The organism is Paraburkholderia sp. (genome assembly GCF_047605525.1).
In the GTDB taxonomy this organism is placed as follows: Bacteria; Pseudomonadota; Gammaproteobacteria; order Burkholderiales; family Burkholderiaceae; genus Paraburkholderia.
This window is the reverse complement of the sequence record NZ_JASGFN010000003.1, coordinates 339,396-358,784: the sequence shown is the minus strand read 5'-3', so window position 1 is coordinate 358,784 and position 19,389 is coordinate 339,396. Positions and strand designations below refer to the sequence as shown.

Below are 19,389 nucleotides of genomic sequence, written 5' to 3'. Positions count from 1 at the left end.
GACGTCGAGTCCTAGAGATTCCCGGTCTCGCTGATGGCCCTGCCTTCCTTAATCCAGACCCACCAAACCCTTCCCTTATAGATCCAGGCCGACCCCGGTCGTGGTTCCTTATACATCCGCCTCTCCGCACACCACAGAACACCCTGGTCCCTGGGTGGTGTTGGTTCCTTACACTTCCCCTCGATGGCCGACACAAGGCTGTCTATAATCGCGGAAAATTTCCGTGAGGGACCATGAAGAAGACCATCATCGCCGCCGGCGTGCTCGCTGCGCTCTCTCTGACCGGTTGTGCAACAAGCCAGCAACAGGCAGAGCTTCAACGCTCGTATGAAAACCTCGAGGGAACGCTCAGACAGGCTCAGGAAGCCGCCACCGTGACGTGTGACGGGGAAGCTGCGTGTGACCGTGCGTGGAAGCTCACGCAGGTCTATGTGCAGCAGGAAAGCGGTATGAAGGTTCGACTCGCGACGGACACCACGATCGACACCTACGCACCAACCGAATACGGGATGGCGACGTTCTCCGCGACGCGACTCCCCGTGGGCAACCAGACAGCAATCCGACTCTTTGGTCAGTGCAAGGGCATGTATGGGACGGACGGCAAGCCCGGACCTAACTATTCGCAGTGCGCGACAGCGGTCGGCGTCTCACAGGCACGGTTTTCAACCTTCGTGCGCGAGCGCATGTAGAGGTCGTAGAGCTTCCAGAGCGTCTTGACGGGCACGCCTGCGGCGTGAGCCTTCAGGACCATGTCTGTGGTGCCCTTACCACCGGGCAGGGCAGTGACGAGCTCGGGCCGCCCTTCGTCGAGCATCTTCTGGTTGCGGATGGGGCCGGCGCGGTATCGATAGCGATCCCAGTCGGCTTCGTAGGTCACATAGAGAATGCCGCGTGCGATCGCCCAGTTGCGCGCGCAGCGATCTCCTCCGCGGGCGCCGCCTTCAATCAGAAGCGTAACGGGACGTCGCGCATGGATCGCGTCAAGTGCCCAGTTGGTGAAGATCTGGTCAGTGAAGTCCCGGCCGCCGCACACCAGTAGCCGCATCAGTTACTCAGACTTTCAAGATATGCCCGCTGTTCTGGCGTCAGAGACTTCAGCTTCTCCAGCATCCGGCTCTTGGTGCCGCGACTCTGCACTTTCTGTTCGCGTCGCGCGCGAAACTGCTCTTCAAGCGCGGAAATGTCGGCGTTCTCGATGAGAACTTCCATCACAGCACCCTGGCTAATCTTGAACTGCTTGGCGATAGACGCGAGACGCGACTGAGCCAGCTTGTTCACCGTCACTGTATAACGTGACTCTTTCTCGACTTCAGCCATGTGACGAATACTCCTGGAGAAACATGTGGAAATAGAGCAGAAAAATTATAGTAATGCGCACCTGAAAACGCTCCCTGGGGAAAATATGCCCGATGGGTGTATTTTACAAACCACCCTGTCGGGCACCCGACAGGCAGTTAATGGGCTCAGAGATTGGCAGTAAATCCGATCGAAGGCTCGCTGTTTTCCGTCTGCGCATGATCGCGCGAAACCAGCAAACCATAAGGCAAATCACGCAGCATAAAAAGTGCCAGAATAGCGAGAGGATTGCTCGTCAATACCAGCGCGAGAGCCACCACAGCAATGATCAGAAGGTTAAGAATGAGTGCGTGCTTCATGAAGTGACTCCGGCGGTTGATTTTGAATGTTTCTGGTGGGTGAATCAGGCGAACGTGATTAAAAGCTGATAATCACTGCGGTTATTGGCTCCCCGACTCGAGTCCGCGCCCGATCGGGAGACTCGAACCTGCCGCCATGACCGCAAAAGCCGGTGTCGATCACTGACTGAGTCCAGACGGAGTCGACGAGATCGTAGCCGCTCTCATCAAAACCCGGCGTCATGACCTCCACATCGCCCAGCGTGGCTTTATGCTGTTCAAGAATGGCAATTAACTTGCTGATTTTCATCGTGTCTTTCCTTTTTCAAGCAGCTTTTCTTGTCGCAAGTCCGAGTTTCACGAAATCGAAATCGACGCCATCCGGCAGCACGTTCTCGGCAAAGCCAGGCGTGCTGTCCACAATGGAGCGACGCTGTTTTGCGTGCTCCTTCGTGTGAGAATTGAACGGATCGTCGAAGTCGACCACGAGAAAGACGTTCGGCCCTTTCTTTTTCGCTCGGGCACCGCGGCCGATACGCTGGCGCAACGCAACTTCTGCTTTTCCGCCTCCTGCGAGAATCACGAGACCGACCGCCGGCACGTCCACACCGACATCGAGGATGGTAGTGCCGATCAGCACCTTCGTTTCGCCATCCCGTAGCGCTTCCAGAGCTTTTTTGCGCTCCTTCGTCTTGCTCTCACCCTGAATAAACGTTGCCGTGCAGCCCTTCTCGTTGAGCATGTCCCGTAAAAGCTCACCGTGGCGCGTCTGCTGCACCAGAATCATCACCGGCAGCTTCAGAAGGGCGCCGCGGCGCGCCTCATAGACGATCTGGGCGTTGCGCTCGATGTTGTCGACGATGCCAATCCGGTAGGCGGCCTGCCAGGTGGTGCCCCGGAACAGTTTCACCGGCTTGTTCTTCAACTGCACGTATTTGAAGACAGGACGAGCGAGAATGCCTCGCTCGATCAGCATCTGTTCGCTGATCCTGATGCCGATCGGGCCGAACGCTGCCATCAGGCGCATGTTCGACTCCTCATCGTCCTTCATGAACGGCGTGGCGGTGAGCGCAAGCCGGTAGTGGGCGTTCTTGCAGTGGCGCAGGATCTCGTAGTAGCTGTTGCCGCCCGCTTCGTGCGCTTCCTCACCGATCACGAACTCGAATTTCTCCAGCAGCGCGATCGTCTTGTTCCTGATGCGAATCTGCTCGTTCTGCTTCTCGACGTCATCGTCTGGACACGGTTCTTGCAAGCGCGCAACAAGCGTCTGAACCATGCCTACGCTCATCATCTTCACCGAGTGACGTTCGTTACCGTCGGCATCGACCGTGACCGTCCCGAACTGACCGTCGCCGAGCACCGAACATGTGATTCCCATTTCCTCGAATGCATCCTTCATCTGATACATGAGGATTGAGCGCGTCGTGAGGAAGAGAGTGGGGCGCCGGATGCGGGCAAAGGCGAGACGCGCGATGCGGGACTTGCCACCACCCGTTGCCACCTGCGCGATGATCTGACGGTGCTTCACCAGCCTGCCCACTACATCGGGCTGATAGTCGTAGCGTGGGTCGTCGGGGAAGCTGTCGATTTTCGGGTTCGCCGGCCCCAGCGGTTCAGGTGCTGCCTTCGCAACGTGATCGACCTCATACCCCTTGCGACGCAGGCCCGCGGTGACCAGATGCACGAACCCGGCCGGGAAGGTGCTCCGTCTGAAGTCGAAGAAGGAGCTGCGACCGTCCCAGGGGCCGCACTTGAACGCGTCGGTCATCTCCGCGCCCGCCACCTTGTAGCTCACCAGTCGCTGAACCTCAAGTTTGACTGTTCGATCGTCAGTCATCAGTTTCGCGACGGTGGCATTGAAAGCGATGGAAACCCTTGACATAGCCGTATTGCCTTCTTATTGAGTATGGCGTAGTATAAGTCAAAACTGACTATCCAAAACGATCGATCGAATGGGCAAAACACCCTTCCAGACCATGAACGTCGCACCCGAGCGACTGAAGCACAACGGGTGGAACACGAATGTGGTCAGCCCCGAAAACGAAGCCAAGATCGACGCGTCGATCCGGCGCCTGGGTCTCTTCAAACCGATCATCTGCCGCGAGCTGGCTGACGGCACGCTCGAAATCCTGGGTGGCGCTCACCGGCGCGACTCGGCGATCCGTCTGAAGATGCCGGAAGTGCAGGTCATCAACCTGGGCAGGCTCGATGACAAGCGGGCGAAGGAAATTGGTCTCGTCGACAACGGCCGCTACGGCAACGACGACACGCTGCGCCTCGCTGAACTGCTCGATGGTCTGGGCTCGCCCGATGACCTCGCGACCTTCATGCCCTACACCGACGCAGACTTCGCTTCGATCTTCTCGTCTGTGAATATAGATTTGGATGACTTAGACATACCGGACGATGACGGGAGCCCAAGTGCTCTGCCGAAAGAGAAGCCGGTCCAGACACACACGATCCTGCGCTTCAAGGTGCCTGTCGAGGACGCCGCGACCATCACGGACCAGATCGAGGCCACGATGAAGGCGCAACGTTTCACCGAAGACGACGCGCTTACCAATGCCGGCCATGCGCTGGTTCACCTGATCGCGAACGGCAGATGAAATTCCCCTTCTGCCGCACCTGCCTGAACCTGGAATATGACCCGTTCCAGTGCCGCTCCTGTGATGAGGGTTCGAACTACGAGCACAACGGCGATGACGACGGCTACGACGAAGACCTGCGCAAGCTGCAGGAGCTCGACAAGGCCGAAGACGAACAAGAACCCATCTGGCTACTGGAAGCCGCATGAGCGAACTGAAACCGCAACTGAAGCCCGTCGCGTGGCTCAAGCCATACGCGGCTAACGCGAAGATCCACGACGACAAGCAGGTTGCCAAAATCCGTCAGTCCATCGACAAGTTCGGCTGGACGACGGCAATCGTCACTGAGGCGGACGGCACCATCATCGCGGGCCACGGCCGGCGCCTGGCAGCCCTGATCGAACCGCCGCTCTCGCACGTGCCGGTGGTGATCCGCGATGACCTGACGCCTGAAGAAGCCAAGGCGCTGCGGCTTGCGGACAACCGCGTCGCCATCTCCGAGATCGACGCGCGCCTCTTGCAGGAAGAGCTGGCGTCGCTCGAAGTCAGCCTGGAGGGCATCTTCGACGACAAGGAGCTGGACTTCATGAAGGCGGATCTCGGAGAGATCAACGACGCCCCCTTCGTCGAAGATCTGGAAGCCGTCGTCAGGGATGCCGCGGTGTCTGCCGCCAAGTCGGTTGAAACAACCGACGCGCGCGATGTGAAGCTGGAGAAAGTGTTCGGCTTCAGAAGCATCGCAGGACGCGACGAAAAGCATCTGGCGCGGTTCCTCGCGACGATTGAGGAGCAGACGGGACTAACTGGCGCTCAGGCGCTGGTGGAACATGCCAAAGCCGTTTGCGCGGCTGCATGATAGTCAAAACTGACTGGCGGAGTGGATATGCTGACCGCAGCCCTCGTCGTATTGGTGGTGTTCTCCCTCGCCATTGCATGGTTCGGCTTCCGCAGCCGGGCGAGCGGGGCGGAGATGCTGGATGCCGAAACGCTCTTTCTGCTTGCCTTTCTCTCAACACTGGACAACGACTGACATGACAGACCCCTACCGGACCATGCCCCGCCGGGTGAAGATCGGCCACCTCTATTTCAACCTGCGCCAGGTCGACAGGGAGATGGGTGACGCAGGCGGTTTCTACGGCTGCACGAACGTCCAGGATCAGGAAATCATGATCCAGCAGGGCATGAAACCGCACAACCTGGCCGACACGTTCATCCACGAAGTGATGCACGGCATGTGCTGGGTCGCCGAGATTGGCTTTCGCAACACGGGGCCGTCGCCTTCCGACGAAGAGGACTTCGTCACGCATCTGGCTCACGCAATGTGCCTCTTCTGGCAGGACAACCCGCAAGCGGCTCGCTGGTGGGCACGCACGGCGACGATGGAGTCTGCGTGAGCACCTACATTGTCAACAAGCGCTTCACGGCAACCGTCGAGCGCACCGACCGCGTGCTGGAGATAGCCGAAGCATTCGGACTGGGTCTGGATGACAAGGAGTTTGTCGTCTTTGACAACCAGCCCATCGACATCGGACAGGGAGACGTGGTCTACGTGACCGGCCAGTCCGGTTCGGGCAAGTCGACCGTCCTGCGCGAGCTGAAGGCGCAGATGAAGGCCGCGGGCGAGATCGTCTGCGACATCGACGAGATCCAGTTTCAGGACCGGCCGCTCATCGACCAGATCGGCACCGATACCAACGAAGCGCTCAAGTTCCTCTCGATCGCGGGCCTGAACGATGCCTACCTGTTCGTGCGCAAGCCCAATGAACTATCAGACGGCCAGCGCTACCGGTTCCGGCTCGCCAAGCTCATTGAGGCCAACGCGAAGGTCTGGGTTGCGGACGAATTTCTCGCCGTAGTCGACCGCGATACGGCGAAGGTGATCGCCTTCAACATGCAGAAGGTTGCCCGCCAGTCCGGCGCCACGCTGATCGTCGCAACCACTCACATGGACCTGCGTGATGACCTCGCGCCGTCCGTCTACATCGAAAAACGCTACCGCGAGAAGATCGAGATCGCTTACTCGCCGGAAGGATACAAAGATGCCGGTCATTAACCCCACCAAACACACCTTCGACCACTTCGTCACGGAGAAGTCCAACGACGAGCCGGTCGTGATCGCTTTCACCGCGTCGTGGTGCGGCCCCTGCAAGCTGCTCAAGCCCAAGCTCGCGAAGCTCGCCAACGACTGGGGCTTCACGCTCGCGATGGTCGACGCCGGCGACGAGCCGGAGCTCGCCGCACTGTTCGGGGTGCGCGCGGTGCCCACCGTCATCACGCTCGAGGCCGGGCTGTCGAAGGGTCGCTTTTCGGGCGATCGCACGGAAGCCGCCCTCATCGAATACTTCGGCGAGCTGGGCCTGAACCAGTCGCCGGTTCGCCTGGAGTTCTGACATGGACATGGTCCTAGTATTGCCGGTCATCTGCATCATCGTGCTGGCCGTCCTCGCGCTCGTCGTGAAGATGGTCAACGACAAGGCGCAGTCGGACGATGACGACTTCCCGCCCACAGGTGCCTCGCCGGTCTCGGATGACGTGATCGCCGCCGGCACGGTGTGCGCAATGATCGCCTCAGCCTCGATGGTGCATTCATGACCCACGAACAGTTTGTCTGGTGGCTCGAAGGATTCCTCGACGGCGGGGCCGATATGGATCTCGACGTGCGCACGCAGATTCGAGAAAAGCTGAACCTGATCGGCGCAGCGCCTGAAAAGAAACAGCCCCTCGCGGATCGCCCCCGCACGCCGGACGACACGGTCAAGCGATACATCGAAGGTATCGGCGTTGGTGTCGCATCGCCCGGCGTTGTGAACCCGATCGGTGGGTGGCCCTCGGGAGCAGCCGGCGTTATCGCCTCGGCCGCGCTGGGCATCGCCGCACACGAGCCGACCACGCTCTGCATGAACATGACCAACAACGCGTCCACCTGACATGAACTGGGCTCAGATCGCGATCCTGTTCGCTGCATCGTTCGGGTCGGTGTTTCTGCTCGGGGTGCAGTCGAAGAACGTCAATCAGGGACGCTATATCGCGTCCGTGGTGACGTCCTTCGGGATCAGTCTGGGTCAGTTCACGTTTGCACACGCGGCAGCGTCAGGCACGCTCACAGCGTTTCTGGTGAGCGCGGCCGGCGGTTGCTCGGGGATTGCTTCGAGCATCTGGTTCTACCAACAGTTTATGGAAAAGAAACGAAATGCCGATCGTCGTTGACAACCCCGACGTCCTCATCGAGCGGCAGACAATCGGCCGCACAAGTCTCTCGCTGATGCCGGAGATCTACGTCGAGCGGGGCTCAAAGGCTGACTGGGATCTGCTGCACGAGCTCCACTACAAGGCAGAGAACCTGGCATTCGGACCGAACTTCTATCGTTGCGTGCTGCGCAACCAGACGATCGGCGTGGGCGTAATGACGATGGGCTCGGCCATCAGTTCCGGTCGCAACAAGGCGTTTGCGCACCTGCGGCCGAACCAGAACGGCATGGACACGAAGCTCGTCAACAAGTATCGCCTCAACTGGATCAACGACAATGTGACGACCAACAGTCGCCTCGTGCTCGATACGATCTACCGCGGAGCCGGCGTCGCTTACCGGATGCAGAACCTGATGATGCGCATGTCGGGCCGGCGCTTTGTCGAGTTCCAGAGCTCCATGTCGAAGTTCAACCCCTTCGCGGCCAAGGCCGGCGTGCGCTTCGTGAAACCGGAGCCGTCACAGAAATACGAAGTCGGGCTCGCCTTCTTCCGCCGCTGGTTCGACTCGATCCCCTCGGACTACGTGGGTGTGATGGATGAACTTCACACCATGCCCGCAGCGATCCGAGAGAAGTGCATGGCCGAGATGCGCGACTTCTACTTCCGGCACTCGAGCCGCGAGAAGTCGGGCAACAAGCGCTTTGGCGCCCGCGAGCGCATCGACGGCTATGAGGCGGGGTGGCTCATCAAGCAGGTGCAGCAACTGGTTTTCGCGAGCCCCATGTATGGGGTCTACGAGAACCCGGACTTCGACACCGCCACCAACACGCCGCGGGAGCTGCCGGCGCGCATTCCGCTACTCGCCTTCGACAACCAGCCGGTGGACGCGCCGCTCGATCTCTCCGCGCTCGGGGGAGCCATCTGATGCACCTGACGACCAAACAGCTCGAGCTCCTGCGGGTCATCGCCGCGGCGAACAGCGATGGCTCCGCGTGCGATCTGGACGAGATCATCGAGCGCATCAACTACGAAACCACCAAGGCGTCGATCCAGTTCTCGATCCGCGCGCTGATCAAACACGGGCTCATCGAGAAGGTGGGCAAGGAGAAGCGCCGGGACCGGCAGCGGGTGCTGATCGGGATCACCTCTGAAGGGAAGGGGTATGTCTCCATTCCGCGATCTTCTCCGGGACCGGCGTTTGTCGTATCCGAAGAAGAAGCCCTTCTGGAAGAGATTTTCGAGGGTTCCTGACTTGGGTCCGCACTTGGGCTCCCAAGTCGTTCCCGTATATATAAAGAGTATTAAAGAAACAAAGAATGAAAGATAAAGAATTCCGGGAGAGCGAGGCGGACCCAACTTGGGCTGAACCCATCGAGAGAGCCCGACTGCGGCTCGACGCCTCGATAGCGGCAGCACTCGGTTACCTCGTCGAGATCCAGGACGGTCTCATCAAGTGCTGGGAAAAAGGCGCCATCCCCGACGAAACCAACTGGGTGACAGCACCCCGGTTCAGCGAGCGCGAGACCCTGACCGAAGAAGCGCTCTTGAAACGCGAAATCCCGCACTCAGTGCTCCCCGAACCGGGCGGGGGATGGGTGTGTCGCTTCGAACAAAATGGCAGTCCCAGAGAGACCCCAGCGCAGTTTGATGAAGCGACTGCCCTCGCAACAGCCCTGTTTCTTGTTCTCATGAGAGATAGTCAAAACTGACTGTTGACAAAGGCCGCGGGCGCGGCTACATTGGAGCCCTGGATTCATCTTCTTTCCTCCGAATGGGCGCCTACCTCTGCGCCCTTTTTTTTTGAAGATGCGAACCAGAAGGACCAGCAGTGACGAAGGCAACGGCACCAGCAACACCTGAAAAGCATTCACGCCTCACGTCCCGACAATGGGCCGAGGCTGAAGCGCTCTGGGAATCGGGCGACGTCACCTACGCGCAGCTCACGGCCCGATTCGGCAAGCACAAGTCCACATTCGTCGACCACTTCCGCAGAAAGGGCGTCAGGCGCGGCTCGAAGAAAGAGGAGCACGCAGCCGCGGTCAAGGAAGAAGTGAAGAAGGCGTCGATCGATGAGGCGACAGTGCTCGCCGCGCGGATCAAGGAGACCAAGGAAGAGCACTACAAGATGGCCTCCGGTCTCGCCAAGCTCACCTGGAACGAGATCCTGAAGGCCAAGGCGGACGGTCTGCCGTTCGGCTCGGTGCTCAATAACCTCAAATCACTCGATTCCGCGATGACTGTGCTCAAGAAGGCGCGGGAAGAGCGTTGGGCTGTGCTGGGTCTGGACAAGGACACCGGGCTGGACGAAGACGGCCTGCCGGAACTGGTCATCAGTGAACTCACGGCGGACCAGATCGAGGCGCTGCGCAACCGCGATGAAGAGGACATGGGTGAGTCCGAAATCGACACGGTGAACGCGGAACTCGACGATCTCGACGACGAGGTTGTGGAAGAGGGTGACGATGGCGAGTAAGAAAGCAACGCTGTCGCTGCACCCGAAACAGATGATGGTGTTCCGGGACCGACACCGCTTCCGTGTGGTGGTTGCTGGCCGGCGCTGGGGCAAGACCCAGCTCTCCAAGGTGCTCATCATCAAGTTCGCCCAGATCAGGAAGCGCAAGGTCTGGTATGTCGCGCCCACCTACAAGATGGCAAAGCAGATCCTGTGGACGGATCTGCTCGACGCGCTGCCGAAGAAGTGGATCAGGAAGATAAACGAGACGACGCTCACCATCACGCTGCGCAACGGCACGCGGATCGAGCTGAAGGGTGCCGACAAGGCTGATTCGCTGCGCGGCGTGGGTATTCACTTTCTCGTGCTGGACGAGTTCCAGGACATGAGCGAGGAGACCTGGACGAAGGTGCTGCGACCAACGCTCGCGGACACGGGCGGCCATGCGATGTTCATCGGCACGCCAAAGGCCTACAACTACCTGCACACCGTCTACATGCTCGGCCAGCGCGGCGAGACCTACACGGACACGAACGGCCGAGTGCGCAAGAACGACTGGGCGAGCTGGCAGTTCCCGACCTTCACATCGCCCTTCATCCCGCGCTCGGAGCTCGAAGCCGCGAAGCGCGACATGGACGAGAAATCCTATCGCCAGGAGTTCGAGGCGAGCTTCGAGACGATGAGCGGACGGGTCTACTACCCGTTCGACCGGAGTATCCACGTCGGCCAGTATCCCTTCAACCCGAAGCTGCCGCTGTGGATCGGTATGGACTTCAACATCGATCCGATGTCTACCGTGGTTTTCCAGATGCAGGGGAGCGGCGAGTTGTGGGCGGTCGATGAGGTTGTGCAGTTCGGCTCGAACACGGAAGAAACGGCGGACGCGCTGGAGAAGAAATACTGGCGCCATCAGAAGAACACCACGATCTACCCGGACCCGGCGGGCGGACAGCGGCAGCACGCACGGGGCGAAACGGACCTCGACATCCTGCGCGAGAAGGGGTTCAAACGCATCAAATTCCGTCGCAAAAGCCCGCTTGTCGCCGACCGCGTGAACGCCGTGAACCGCATGCTGCGCGCAGCCGATGGCAGCGTGCGACTGCGGATTGACGCGTCCTGCAAGCACTTCATCAAGTCGCTTGAGCAGACGATCTACAAACCGGGCTCGCGCGATGTGGACAAGACCGCCGGCAACGAGCACTCGGCCGACGCGGGGGGCTACTGCATTGACCTCGAATTCCCGGTGCGCCGTCTCGAACTTGGCGGGCTTTCTGTCTAGCTGTATGGATAGTCAAAACTGACTGTTGACAAAGGCCCCACACTACCCAATACTTCACGACCAATGGACATCCGAAACTTCACCACCGGCGAGCAGTTCTCCCTCGATCACACCGCGGTCGATTCGTCGTCTGCGATGGGCATTGGTCCCGTCGCTGGTGACGAACAGAAGAAGCTGCGCGCGCTCATCGAGCGCCGGCACCCGGAATATGAGGAACACGTCAACCACTGGGCGTTCATCGAGCAGACCTACGCTGGCGGACGCGAGTGGTTCGACGAGAACGTCTTTCGCTACATTAAGGAAGGCGACAAGGAATTCAACGATCGCCTGGCGCGAGCCTACCGCTTCAATCACACGAAGGAAGTGGTCGACCTGCTCAACAAGTATCTGTTCAAGCAGGCCATCACGCGCAACGAGACCGACGCACCGGACTTCGTAAAGCAATTCTGGAAGCGCTGCACGCGCAACGGTCTGGGCATTCAGGACTTCGCGCGTCAGATCGCAAGCCGAACCTCGCGGCAGGGTCGCATCGGCATCGTGATCGACAACACGAAGACAGACGCCGTCACCACGCGCGCAGAGGAGAAGGCGGCTGGCGTGCAGACCTACGCGTATCTCGTAGGCCCCCAGCAGTTGCTCGACTACAGCTACGACGACATGGGTGCGCTCCAGTGGGTGCTCATTCAGGAGACGGCGCGCGACGACGCGGACCCGATGACCTCCAGCGGCGAGGTGCTGATGCGCTTCCGTCTCTGGACGAAGATAGACTGGCGCCTCTTCGAGCTGCAAGGCAAGGGCAAGAAGCAGAAGGTTGTGGAGATCGCTCGGGGCAACCACAACCTCAACGTCGTGCCCGTGATCCTCGCGGACCACGTCATCACGGACGAGCTTTACTGCGCGCCGTCGATGATCGACGACATCGCCTATCTGGACCGCGCGGTGGCGAACTACCTGTCAAACCTCGACGCCATCATTCAGGACCAGACCTTCAGCCAGTTGGCGATGCCGGCGCAGAACATGCTGCCGGGCGACGACAACTACACGAAGATGATGGAGATGGGCACGAAGCGCATTTTTCTCTACGACGGGGAAGGTGGCGCCGAGCCCAAATACATTTCACCGGACCCCAAGCAGGCTCAGATGATTCTCGCGGTGATCCACAAGATCATCAACGAGATTTATCACACCGTCGGTCTCGCGGGCGAGCGCACCAAACAGGACAACTCGCTCGGGATCGACAACAGTTCGGGTGTCGCCAAGGCATATGACTTCGAGCGAGTGAATGCTCTGCTGGCAGCCAAGGCCGACTCACTCCAGTCGATCGAGAACAAGATCGTGGCTCTCGTCGCGCTCTGGAACGGTGAAGACCTTTCCGCCGATGAGGAGTTCGTCACCTACCCGGACGACTTTGATACCCGCGGACTCTACGACGAGTTCGACATCGCCGCACGCCTGTCCCTGATCGAGGCACCTGACCTGCTGCGTCAGGAGCAGATGAAAGCGGTGATTGACAAGCTGTTCCCGCAGCTTGCCCAGGATATCAAGGCGAAGATCGTCGCTTCACTGAAGGACTGGCCGCCGGCCGGCCCGCTCGAATTGCAGGCTCAGCAGATGAGCCAGCAGCAGCTTCAGAAAACTTCCGATCGCTCGCTCGCCAGCGAATCGATGACGACGAAATCGGAAGGCTGACCCAGAACCGCCGGCCAAGTGATGTGCCGGCTTTTTCACAACTACGACCTAGAGACTGGTCAAGGAAACACAGAACATGCACGCACTTCTGCGCAAGATGATGATCGCCCAGGGCTATATGGACGCCGCGGGTGACGACGGCTCGAAATCCGGTGGTGCTGCCGCAATCGCGGCAGGACTCGAGGCTGAAAAGGCCAAGGAAGCAGCCGCGAAGGCAGCCGCCGAGGAAGCGGACAGGAAGGCGGCCGAAGCCGCGGCCGAAGAGGAGCGGAAAAAGGCAGCCGGCGGTGGTGAGAAGAAGCCGACCGACGAAGAAGCCAAGCTGCTCAAGGAAGTGATGCAGAAAAAGGCCAAGCTTGATGAAGCCACCACGGCGCTCGCAGCGGCCCAGGAGCAACTGAAGAAGTTCGATGGCATCGACCCCGAAGCGGTGCGCGCGCTGCTCAAGGAAAAGTCGGACGCCGAAACTGCCGCTCTCGAGGCGAAGGGTGAATGGAACCGCCTGAAAGAGCGTATGGCCGAAGAGCACGGCAAGGAAACGAAGTCGCTGAAGGATCAGATCGCGGAGTTGCAGAAGCAGGTCGGCCAGCGGGACGGCACGATCAACGAACTCACTGTCGGCGCGCAGTTCAACACGTCTCAGTTCATCGGCAGCGAGCTCGCGCTCACGCCCGCCAAGACCCGTGTGATCTATGGCGATCACTTCGATCTGGTTGAAGGCAAGGTGGTCGGCTATGACAAGCCGAAGGGCTCTGCCAACCGGACGATGATCGTCAACAGCTCCGGTGTGCCCGTGAGTTTCGACGAGGCGCTGCGCAAGATCGTCGAGGCGGACCCGGAGAAGGACCATCTGCTCAAGAGCAAGGTGAAGCCTGGCGCAGGCAGCGCGTCACAGGCACAGGCGAGGGCGGGGGCGCAGAAGGAAGGCGTCTCGGAGGCGGGCGTATCCCGTATCGCCGCGGGGCTGAAGACGCTCGGCGTAAGATTCAACCCCTGACTTTCGCCAGTATGAACAGTCAAAACTGACTGTTCAAAATAGCCTTTTTGTGCTATTGTGGCGACCTATCGGTGACTAAAGCGACTTAGGCCGGAACGAAACTGTTTCTCTCTACCAAAGGAAATGCAATGCCTCTTTTGAAAGATACGGCCGATCTGCTGAGTAACAACCAGTTGGTCGCTGGCGTCATCGACGAGATCATCGATCGCGACGATCTGTTCTCGGTCCTTCCGTTTGTCGGCGTGAACGGCAAGGCGTATGTCTACAACCGCGAAGACACGCTCGCTGGCGCGGACTTCCTCGACCCGAACGATACGGTGAACGAAAGTGCATCGACCGTTCAGGAAGTGGTGACGCGCCTGCGCATTCTGGCGGGCGACGTGGACGTCGACAAATTCCTGCAGACGACCGAAAGCGACACCAACGACCAGATGGCGATCCAGATCGCCAAGAAGGCGAAGGGTGTGGCTCGCGTGTTCCATCAGACGCTCGCGACGGGCGACTCGACGGTGAACACCAAGTCGTTCGACGGTCTGCCGGTGCTGGCTCAACAGGCCGGCGGCACGCAGACGATCAACGCAGGCGCGAACGGCGGCGCACTGACGCTGACGATGCTGGACGAACTGCTCGACGCGGTGCCGAATGGCGCCGACGTGCTGGTGATGCGTCGTGGCACGATCCGCGCATTCCGCGGCCTGCTGCGCGCCACCTACGGCACCGACGCTGTCATGCAGCAGCTCGAGAACTTCGGTCGCCCGATGCTCACCCACAACGGCGTGCCGATCATCATGAATGAGTTCCTGGGCGCGAATGAATCGCTCGGCACCGGTGCAAACCTGTGCTCGGTCTACGCGCTGCGCCTGAACGAGCTGGATGGCCTGCACGGCATCTACGGTGGTGGCGACGCAGGTATCGTGGTCGAGAACATCGGCACGGTGCAGAACAAGGACGCAACGCGTATCCGCCTGAAGTGGTATACGGGCCTCGCGCTGAAGTCCACGCGTTCGATCGCACGTCTGCAAGGCGTCTCCAACATTTAAGTGTAAGGATAGTCAAAACTGACTATCATAAAGGGCGGGCCAAGGGCTCGCCCTTTTTCACATCAGGGATACCGAATGAAACTCCGACTGCTTTCTCCTGGCATGGAGCGCTACACGGCGCAGATGGGCACCGTCTTTTTCGAGGATGGTGTGTCGACAACGGACGTCTCGCACAAGGATGCCACCCGGATCGCCGCTGTCTACGCGTGCGAATGGGAGGACGGCACCAATCCGAGCGTGTCTCAGTTCCTGCTCGATCACATGAACACGCCGGCTGTTTCGGTTCAGACGACCACGGTTGCGACGACCACGCCGGCGCCGGTGGCTCCGGTCGTCGCGCCCGCTCAGACCGAGAAGGTTGTGTGGAACGAGACCGATCTGGCGAAGATCGCCGACGAGAAGGGCATCGCCGGTCTGCGCGAGATTGCGGAACCGATGGGTCTGAAGGGCAACTCGATCCGCATGCTGATTGAAGCTGTCGTGAAGGCGACGGGCGGCACGTTCGAAGATCAGGGCGAGTAAGCCATGCAGGTCTTTCTCGCTGGCACCAATGTCCAATGCGTCATCCCGCTGGCTGATCGCAGCGGCGCGCCTCTGAATGCGCAATCGGTCAGATACCGGATCGTCGATCAGGCGAATGCGGAACTGCAACCGCTGACGCCGCTAGACGACTTCGTGGCAGGTGCCGCCGATGTGCAGATCACGGTGCCGGCGAGTCTGAACGCATTGGGCGCCACGCCCACGGAGCACACCATTCCCACGCGCGAGGGGCGCATCGTTGAGCTTTACCTGACCCTGAGCGACGGTAACGAAACCTCCCAGACGTTCATCTACGCGATCGAGCCGGTGGATGTTCTGGTGACGGGTCTCAACAGCTTCCAGAGCTACGCGCAGGCACAGATCACGGCGATCGACATTCCGAACACACCGGCCTGGGACTGCGCAACTGATGAGGATCGTTACGCGGCCATGATCGAGGCGCGCTGGCACCTGTGCAAGCTCTCCTACTACCTGCTGAACTGCAATCTGAATTTTGGGCAGGACAGTCTTAACTTCGTGCCCGAAGGCGTCTACCAGTCGAAGTATGTGGCAACAGACAGCCTGTTCATGTTCGACGGCAACCTGGAGCTGCTGAACGCCGACCAGTTCAACGCGTTGCCCGAGCGGTTCAAGGGAGCGCTGCGCAAGGCTCAGGTCGCGGAAGCCGACGCCATCCTCTCGCAGGACGTGGTGGCGTCAAAGCGGGAGCAGGGCATCACGTCCGACGCCGTCGGCACGACGAGACAGACTTTCCGGTCCACCAAGCCGCTGGACATGCCGTGCTCGAAGCGAGCGATGTCCTACCTCAGCTACTTCCTAACCAACTCCAAGCGACTTGCCCGCACATGACCTACGACGATCTGACCAACCCGGTAATGGGTGCCTATGCTTCATTCCTTTCGGCGCTCACCGGGCTCTATCTCGGTGTGACCACGCCGGGGATGACGGTAACGCCCAGCACACTTGCGAGCGTCACGGCGCAGGCTCACCAGCTTGCCGGGACGTTCATCTCGAATGCCGAATCCGGCATGTTCAGCTATGCGCGCAAGCTCGGCGTGGAGCGCGCGAGCGACGCAAACGCGTTCTCCGCGGTGCGGGTTGCGGTCGCGCAGAACATCAAGACCGTGCTGAAAAAGCTGCGTGGGCAGGAGCTGGGCAGCGCGGCGCTGCTCAAGAATGCGACGGGCGGCATGGGGCTGCTCGTGCAATCGAAGCTCGGTCAACTCGACTTCCGCGTTTCCGATAACGCAGGAAGGCTGTTCGATGCCCAAACCCTGATGCGAACCACGATCCGTCAGTTCGCGATCCAGACCACCATCGACGCGGCGGTTATGAAGGCAGAGGCGGCCGGCAAGCGCAGCTTCACGGTTGATTATCCGAACGATCCGGAGCATGGCGGCCAGGGCGTCGAGGTTCCCATCAGCGGCCTGGGCCTGGCCGAGGCACGCCGGAAAATCTTCCACCCGAACACTTCCGCGGTGCCGCATGTTTAATCCGACCGTTTCCTGCGTAATTGAGACAGCGTCGGGCAGGACGAACGTGCATGGCGAGCCGCTGCCGGGCGCGACAGTCCCGGAGCGTGTCAGCGTGGTCAAGATCGAGATCAAGAGCAAACAGACGCCCGTAAGCGGCACCACGACGGCCAGTCATGGTTCTGCATTCGAGCTCGACGAGGATGCCCTGCTGCTCTTTTCACCGACCACGCGCGCGAGCATCAACGACATCGTGAAAGTGGCAGGTCTCACGCTGCGCGTGGTGTCGAAGTCACCGCAGTTTGACCTCAATGGCCGGCTCGATCATCACGAGGTGCGACTGAACGTCTGGAGTGCCCAATGAACCTCACCCCTTTCGCACAGCGTCTGGAAGACGCGGGCGTAGGCATCCAGGGCCAGTCGATTTTCATCGACTCAATGCCGGCGGGCGTGACGACGGCCGTCATGCTGCGCAACCCGCTCGGTGGAGTGCCCATTAACAACTACCTGCCCGGCTACTTCCACGCCCGTTTTCAGGTGATCGCTCGCGCGCCCAGCTATGACGCAGGTCAGGCGCTGATCCTGCAGGCGATGGCGGCGCTCAGGGTTCCGGCCGAGACCGATCTCGCCACGATGAAGATCAACTACTGCCGGCCGCTCGCGCTGCCGGTGCCGTATCCGCTCTCGTCAGCCAACCTGATTGAGTGGACGACGAACTTTGAACTGTGCTTTGTGGACACGGGAGCCCTGCCATGAGCGTAAAGATTGAAGGCACTGTCAACCTCGGCGCGTTGCTGCAACAGGTCGGCGAGAAGGCAGTCCGCGGCGTCTTTGCGCAGATGAAGGTCGAAGCGCAAGCGCTTGCGGAAAAGGCCCGCGAGAATGCTCCAGTCGATCACGGTGATCTGGAAACGGCAATCAAGGTGCGGGAGACGGGTGGTGGTCGCAATGAGCTCGGCCAGTTCGCGCGCAAGAGTGTCGAGGTGTATGTGGACGGTAGCCTCCCCGCGCATGACTCGGATGGGCGAGACAGACCCGGCAAGACAGTGGGCGACTACGCCTACGAGATGCATGAACACCTGATACCGGCGGGACCGTTGCAACTCGGGCCGAAATCGCAGCAGAAGGATGGCGGGTCGGGCAAGGTCGGCGGCAAGTATCTGGAACGCGCCCGCGACGAGATCGAGCAGGGCATCGAAGGGCGTCTCGCTGGCGCCTGTCAGGCGGCTATCTAGTGACTCAAAGAGGCCTCTGTGGTAGACTCGGCCGATAGTCAAAACTGACTATCCAAAACCTCTTTGCAAAGGAGTTTCGAGTGGCAAGTGATACCAAGAACGTAAAGCTCGGGGTATGCCGCGTGTTTTTCAACGCGGTGGACCTCGGCTACACGCAGGGCGGTGTGCAGGTGTCGGTGAAGACCGATACCCACAAGGTCAATGTCGACCAGTTCGGCAAGACCACCATCAACGAGCTGATCATGGCGCGCGACGTGACGGTGAAGGTTCCGCTCGCGGAAACCACGCTGGAAAACCTCGTGGCGATCATGCCGGGCGCGACGCTGAACACCGACGCAACCACGCAGGCCAAGAGCGTTGACGTGGAAGTCGGCATCGGCGTCGACCTGCTCTCGATCGCGCAGGAGTTGCGTCTGCACCCGATTGCGAAGGCAGACAACGACTACTCGGAAGACTTCGTGATTCCGCTGGCAGCAACCGCGGGCGCGCTGGACTTCTCGTATGACGTCGAGAAGGAACGGATCTACTCCGTCGACTTCACCGGCTATCCCGACCCTGTCACGCAGAAGCTGTTCAAGGTCGGCACCGCTCCCGTCACCACGCCGTAACTACAAGAACAGTCAAAACTGACTATCCAAAAGCCCCGCTGACTGAAGCGGGGCTGACTCACTCCCGAGGAGTATGCACATGGCAAAAATTCTGAATCTCGACGCGCTGTCGCAGGGCGAGGCGCGCGAAGTAGTGATCGGTGGCGTGGCTTACGAAGTGCCCGACATGACGGTCGAGAACTTCGTCGAGACCACGCGGGTTGCGCAAAAGCTGGCAGCCGACGAGAGCGCGACGGTAGCCGACCAGGTTGAGGCTGCGGTTGACATGGTCGCGCGCTGCATCCCAACCGCGGAAGTTGCGGTGCTGCGCAACCTCTCGCTCCAGCAATTGAACGCGATCACCGCGTTCATTCGCGGCGAGGACGTCGAGAAGGCACAGGAAGCGGCTCAGGAGCAGGCCGCGGTAGAAGGCGAGGACGCCTCGGGAAACTGACACGGCCGGCACTTGAGGAGCTGGATTTCGGGTTCCTCTTTTGCCGGGTCGCTCATTTCTACGGCTACGACGACGAACGGATCCTGCGCTGGCCCATGCGGCGTTTCTGGCTCTTTCACGAGAACGTCGACCGGATCAGCGCGCAGAAGGACATGCGGCAACTCACGGTTGCAGCGTGCGCCCAGAGCAGCGAAGGTGCCACCGAGTATCGACGCAGGCTCGTGATCGAGGTGGGT

32 protein-coding genes are annotated in these 19,389 nt (G+C 60.2%); 27 read left to right on the top strand and 5 right to left on the bottom strand.

All coding sequences use genetic code 11. The features are described 5' to 3' along the window. Positions 1-233 precede the first annotated feature (233 nt). Positions 234-689 (top strand): hypothetical protein, encoded by a 456-nt coding sequence (locus QM685_RS06045; RefSeq protein WP_415113724.1) that lies wholly within the window; start codon positions 234-236, stop codon positions 687-689. Here QM685_RS06045 and QM685_RS06040 read toward each other — a convergent pair. The 5 genes from QM685_RS06040 to QM685_RS06020 all read right to left on the bottom strand — a co-directional run bounded on the left by QM685_RS06040 (position 617) and on the right by QM685_RS06020 (position 3,516). After that, complete coding sequence (locus tag QM685_RS06040) at positions 617-1,045, bottom strand: DUF2493 domain-containing protein (RefSeq protein ID WP_415113722.1); 429 nt, start codon at positions 1,043-1,045, stop codon at positions 617-619. The genes QM685_RS06045 and QM685_RS06040 overlap by 73 nt on opposite strands. Next, complete coding sequence (locus QM685_RS06035; RefSeq protein WP_415113720.1) at positions 1,045-1,317, bottom strand: hypothetical protein; 273 nt, start codon at positions 1,315-1,317, stop codon at positions 1,045-1,047. Before QM685_RS06035 ends, QM685_RS06040 begins: the two co-directional genes overlap by 1 nt. A 146-nt stretch (positions 1,318-1,463) precedes the next feature. Further along, positions 1,464-1,655: a hypothetical protein gene (locus QM685_RS06030; RefSeq protein WP_415113718.1), complete on the bottom strand. Its 192-nt coding sequence runs from the start codon at positions 1,653-1,655 to the stop codon at positions 1,464-1,466. A gap of 58 nt (positions 1,656-1,713) precedes the next feature. Continuing rightward, positions 1,714-1,944, bottom strand: coding sequence for a hypothetical protein (locus tag QM685_RS06025; RefSeq protein ID WP_415113716.1), 231 nt, complete (start codon positions 1,942-1,944; stop codon positions 1,714-1,716). Positions 1,945-1,959: 15 nt separating this feature from the next. Further along, positions 1,960-3,516, bottom strand: coding sequence for a DEAD/DEAH box helicase (locus QM685_RS06020; protein ID WP_415113714.1), 1,557 nt, complete (start codon positions 3,514-3,516; stop codon positions 1,960-1,962). A gap of 70 nt (positions 3,517-3,586) precedes the next feature. Between QM685_RS06020 and QM685_RS06015 the strand changes: the two genes are divergently transcribed. The 26 genes from QM685_RS06015 (at position 3,587) to QM685_RS05890 (ending at position 19,153) form a co-directional block, all read left to right on the top strand. After that, the gene (locus QM685_RS06015; protein ID WP_415113712.1) at positions 3,587-4,240 is read left to right on the top strand and encodes a ParB/RepB/Spo0J family partition protein; all 654 of its coding nucleotides are present in this window, start codon (positions 3,587-3,589) and stop codon (positions 4,238-4,240) included. Then, positions 4,237-4,428: a hypothetical protein gene (locus QM685_RS06010; protein ID WP_415113710.1), complete on the top strand. Its 192-nt coding sequence runs from the start codon at positions 4,237-4,239 to the stop codon at positions 4,426-4,428. The genes QM685_RS06015 and QM685_RS06010 overlap by 4 nt, the downstream gene beginning before the upstream one ends. Continuing rightward, entirely contained in the window at positions 4,425-5,075 is a 651-nt protein-coding gene (locus QM685_RS06005; protein WP_415113708.1) for a ParB/Srx family N-terminal domain-containing protein, read from the top strand. The genes QM685_RS06010 and QM685_RS06005 overlap by 4 nt, the downstream gene beginning before the upstream one ends. A gap of 27 nt (positions 5,076-5,102) precedes the next feature. After that, on the top strand, positions 5,103-5,249 hold the full coding sequence (locus tag QM685_RS06000) for a hypothetical protein (protein ID WP_415113706.1): 147 nt from the start codon (positions 5,103-5,105) through the stop codon (positions 5,247-5,249). Between the two features lies 1 nt (position 5,250). After that, the gene (locus tag QM685_RS05995; protein ID WP_415113704.1) at positions 5,251-5,613 is read left to right on the top strand and encodes a hypothetical protein; all 363 of its coding nucleotides are present in this window, start codon (positions 5,251-5,253) and stop codon (positions 5,611-5,613) included. Further along, positions 5,610-6,272 (top strand): ATP-binding cassette domain-containing protein, encoded by a 663-nt coding sequence (locus QM685_RS05990; RefSeq protein WP_415113702.1) that lies wholly within the window; start codon positions 5,610-5,612, stop codon positions 6,270-6,272. The genes QM685_RS05995 and QM685_RS05990 overlap by 4 nt, the downstream gene beginning before the upstream one ends. Beyond that, complete coding sequence (locus QM685_RS05985; RefSeq protein WP_415113700.1) at positions 6,259-6,609, top strand: thioredoxin family protein; 351 nt, start codon at positions 6,259-6,261, stop codon at positions 6,607-6,609. Before QM685_RS05990 ends, QM685_RS05985 begins: the two co-directional genes overlap by 14 nt. A 1-nt stretch (position 6,610) precedes the next feature. Then, positions 6,611-6,811: a hypothetical protein gene (locus QM685_RS05980; RefSeq protein WP_415113698.1), complete on the top strand. Its 201-nt coding sequence runs from the start codon at positions 6,611-6,613 to the stop codon at positions 6,809-6,811. Next, entirely contained in the window at positions 6,808-7,146 is a 339-nt protein-coding gene (locus tag QM685_RS05975) for a hypothetical protein (RefSeq protein WP_415113696.1), read from the top strand. The genes QM685_RS05980 and QM685_RS05975 overlap by 4 nt, the downstream gene beginning before the upstream one ends. 1 nt (position 7,147) lies before the next feature. Beyond that, positions 7,148-7,426 carry a hypothetical protein gene (locus QM685_RS05970; protein WP_415113694.1) on the top strand — a complete coding sequence of 93 codons (279 nt, stop codon included), beginning with the start codon at positions 7,148-7,150 and terminating at the stop codon, positions 7,424-7,426. Next, a complete protein-coding gene (locus QM685_RS05965; protein ID WP_415113692.1) occupies positions 7,410-8,333 on the top strand; it encodes a hypothetical protein in 924 nt (307 codons plus the stop codon). Before QM685_RS05970 ends, QM685_RS05965 begins: the two co-directional genes overlap by 17 nt. Next, complete coding sequence (locus tag QM685_RS05960; RefSeq protein ID WP_415113690.1) at positions 8,333-8,659, top strand: winged helix DNA-binding protein; 327 nt, start codon at positions 8,333-8,335, stop codon at positions 8,657-8,659. Before QM685_RS05965 ends, QM685_RS05960 begins: the two co-directional genes overlap by 1 nt. A gap of 65 nt (positions 8,660-8,724) precedes the next feature. Next, positions 8,725-9,117, top strand: coding sequence for a hypothetical protein (locus QM685_RS05955; RefSeq protein ID WP_415113688.1), 393 nt, complete (start codon positions 8,725-8,727; stop codon positions 9,115-9,117). Positions 9,118-9,236: 119 nt separating this feature from the next. Next, positions 9,237-9,881, top strand: a complete 645-nt coding sequence (locus QM685_RS05950; protein ID WP_415113686.1) for a hypothetical protein — start codon at positions 9,237-9,239, stop codon at positions 9,879-9,881. Then, positions 9,871-11,139 (top strand): phage terminase large subunit, encoded by a 1,269-nt coding sequence (locus QM685_RS05945; RefSeq protein WP_415113684.1) that lies wholly within the window; start codon positions 9,871-9,873, stop codon positions 11,137-11,139. Before QM685_RS05950 ends, QM685_RS05945 begins: the two co-directional genes overlap by 11 nt. 63 nt (positions 11,140-11,202) lie before the next feature. Beyond that, positions 11,203-12,828, top strand: a complete 1,626-nt coding sequence (locus tag QM685_RS05940; protein ID WP_415113682.1) for a hypothetical protein — start codon at positions 11,203-11,205, stop codon at positions 12,826-12,828. A gap of 76 nt (positions 12,829-12,904) precedes the next feature. Further along, entirely contained in the window at positions 12,905-13,825 is a 921-nt protein-coding gene (locus QM685_RS05935) for a DUF6651 domain-containing protein (RefSeq protein ID WP_415113680.1), read from the top strand. Positions 13,826-13,953: 128 nt separating this feature from the next. After that, complete coding sequence (locus QM685_RS05930) at positions 13,954-14,865, top strand: major capsid protein (protein WP_415113678.1); 912 nt, start codon at positions 13,954-13,956, stop codon at positions 14,863-14,865. A 75-nt stretch (positions 14,866-14,940) separates the two neighbouring features. Continuing rightward, the gene (locus QM685_RS05925; protein WP_415113676.1) at positions 14,941-15,387 is read left to right on the top strand and encodes a hypothetical protein; all 447 of its coding nucleotides are present in this window, start codon (positions 14,941-14,943) and stop codon (positions 15,385-15,387) included. A 3-nt stretch (positions 15,388-15,390) separates the two neighbouring features. Beyond that, entirely contained in the window at positions 15,391-16,254 is an 864-nt protein-coding gene (locus QM685_RS05920) for a hypothetical protein (RefSeq protein ID WP_415113674.1), read from the top strand. Beyond that, positions 16,251-16,898 (top strand): hypothetical protein, encoded by a 648-nt coding sequence (locus QM685_RS05915; protein ID WP_415113672.1) that lies wholly within the window; start codon positions 16,251-16,253, stop codon positions 16,896-16,898. The genes QM685_RS05920 and QM685_RS05915 overlap by 4 nt, the downstream gene beginning before the upstream one ends. After that, positions 16,891-17,241, top strand: a complete 351-nt coding sequence (locus tag QM685_RS05910) for a hypothetical protein (RefSeq protein ID WP_415113670.1) — start codon at positions 16,891-16,893, stop codon at positions 17,239-17,241. The genes QM685_RS05915 and QM685_RS05910 overlap by 8 nt, the downstream gene beginning before the upstream one ends. After that, positions 17,238-17,633, top strand: coding sequence for a minor capsid protein (locus tag QM685_RS05905; protein WP_415113668.1), 396 nt, complete (start codon positions 17,238-17,240; stop codon positions 17,631-17,633). The genes QM685_RS05910 and QM685_RS05905 overlap by 4 nt, the downstream gene beginning before the upstream one ends. After that, positions 17,630-18,112, top strand: coding sequence for an HK97 gp10 family phage protein (locus QM685_RS05900; RefSeq protein WP_415113666.1), 483 nt, complete (start codon positions 17,630-17,632; stop codon positions 18,110-18,112). Before QM685_RS05905 ends, QM685_RS05900 begins: the two co-directional genes overlap by 4 nt. Positions 18,113-18,192: 80 nt before the next feature. Beyond that, on the top strand, positions 18,193-18,720 hold the full coding sequence (locus tag QM685_RS05895) for a hypothetical protein (RefSeq protein WP_415113664.1): 528 nt from the start codon (positions 18,193-18,195) through the stop codon (positions 18,718-18,720). 79 nt (positions 18,721-18,799) lie between these two features. Continuing rightward, on the top strand, positions 18,800-19,153 hold the full coding sequence (locus tag QM685_RS05890) for a hypothetical protein (protein ID WP_415113662.1): 354 nt from the start codon (positions 18,800-18,802) through the stop codon (positions 19,151-19,153). Positions 19,154-19,389: the final 236 nt, after the last annotated feature.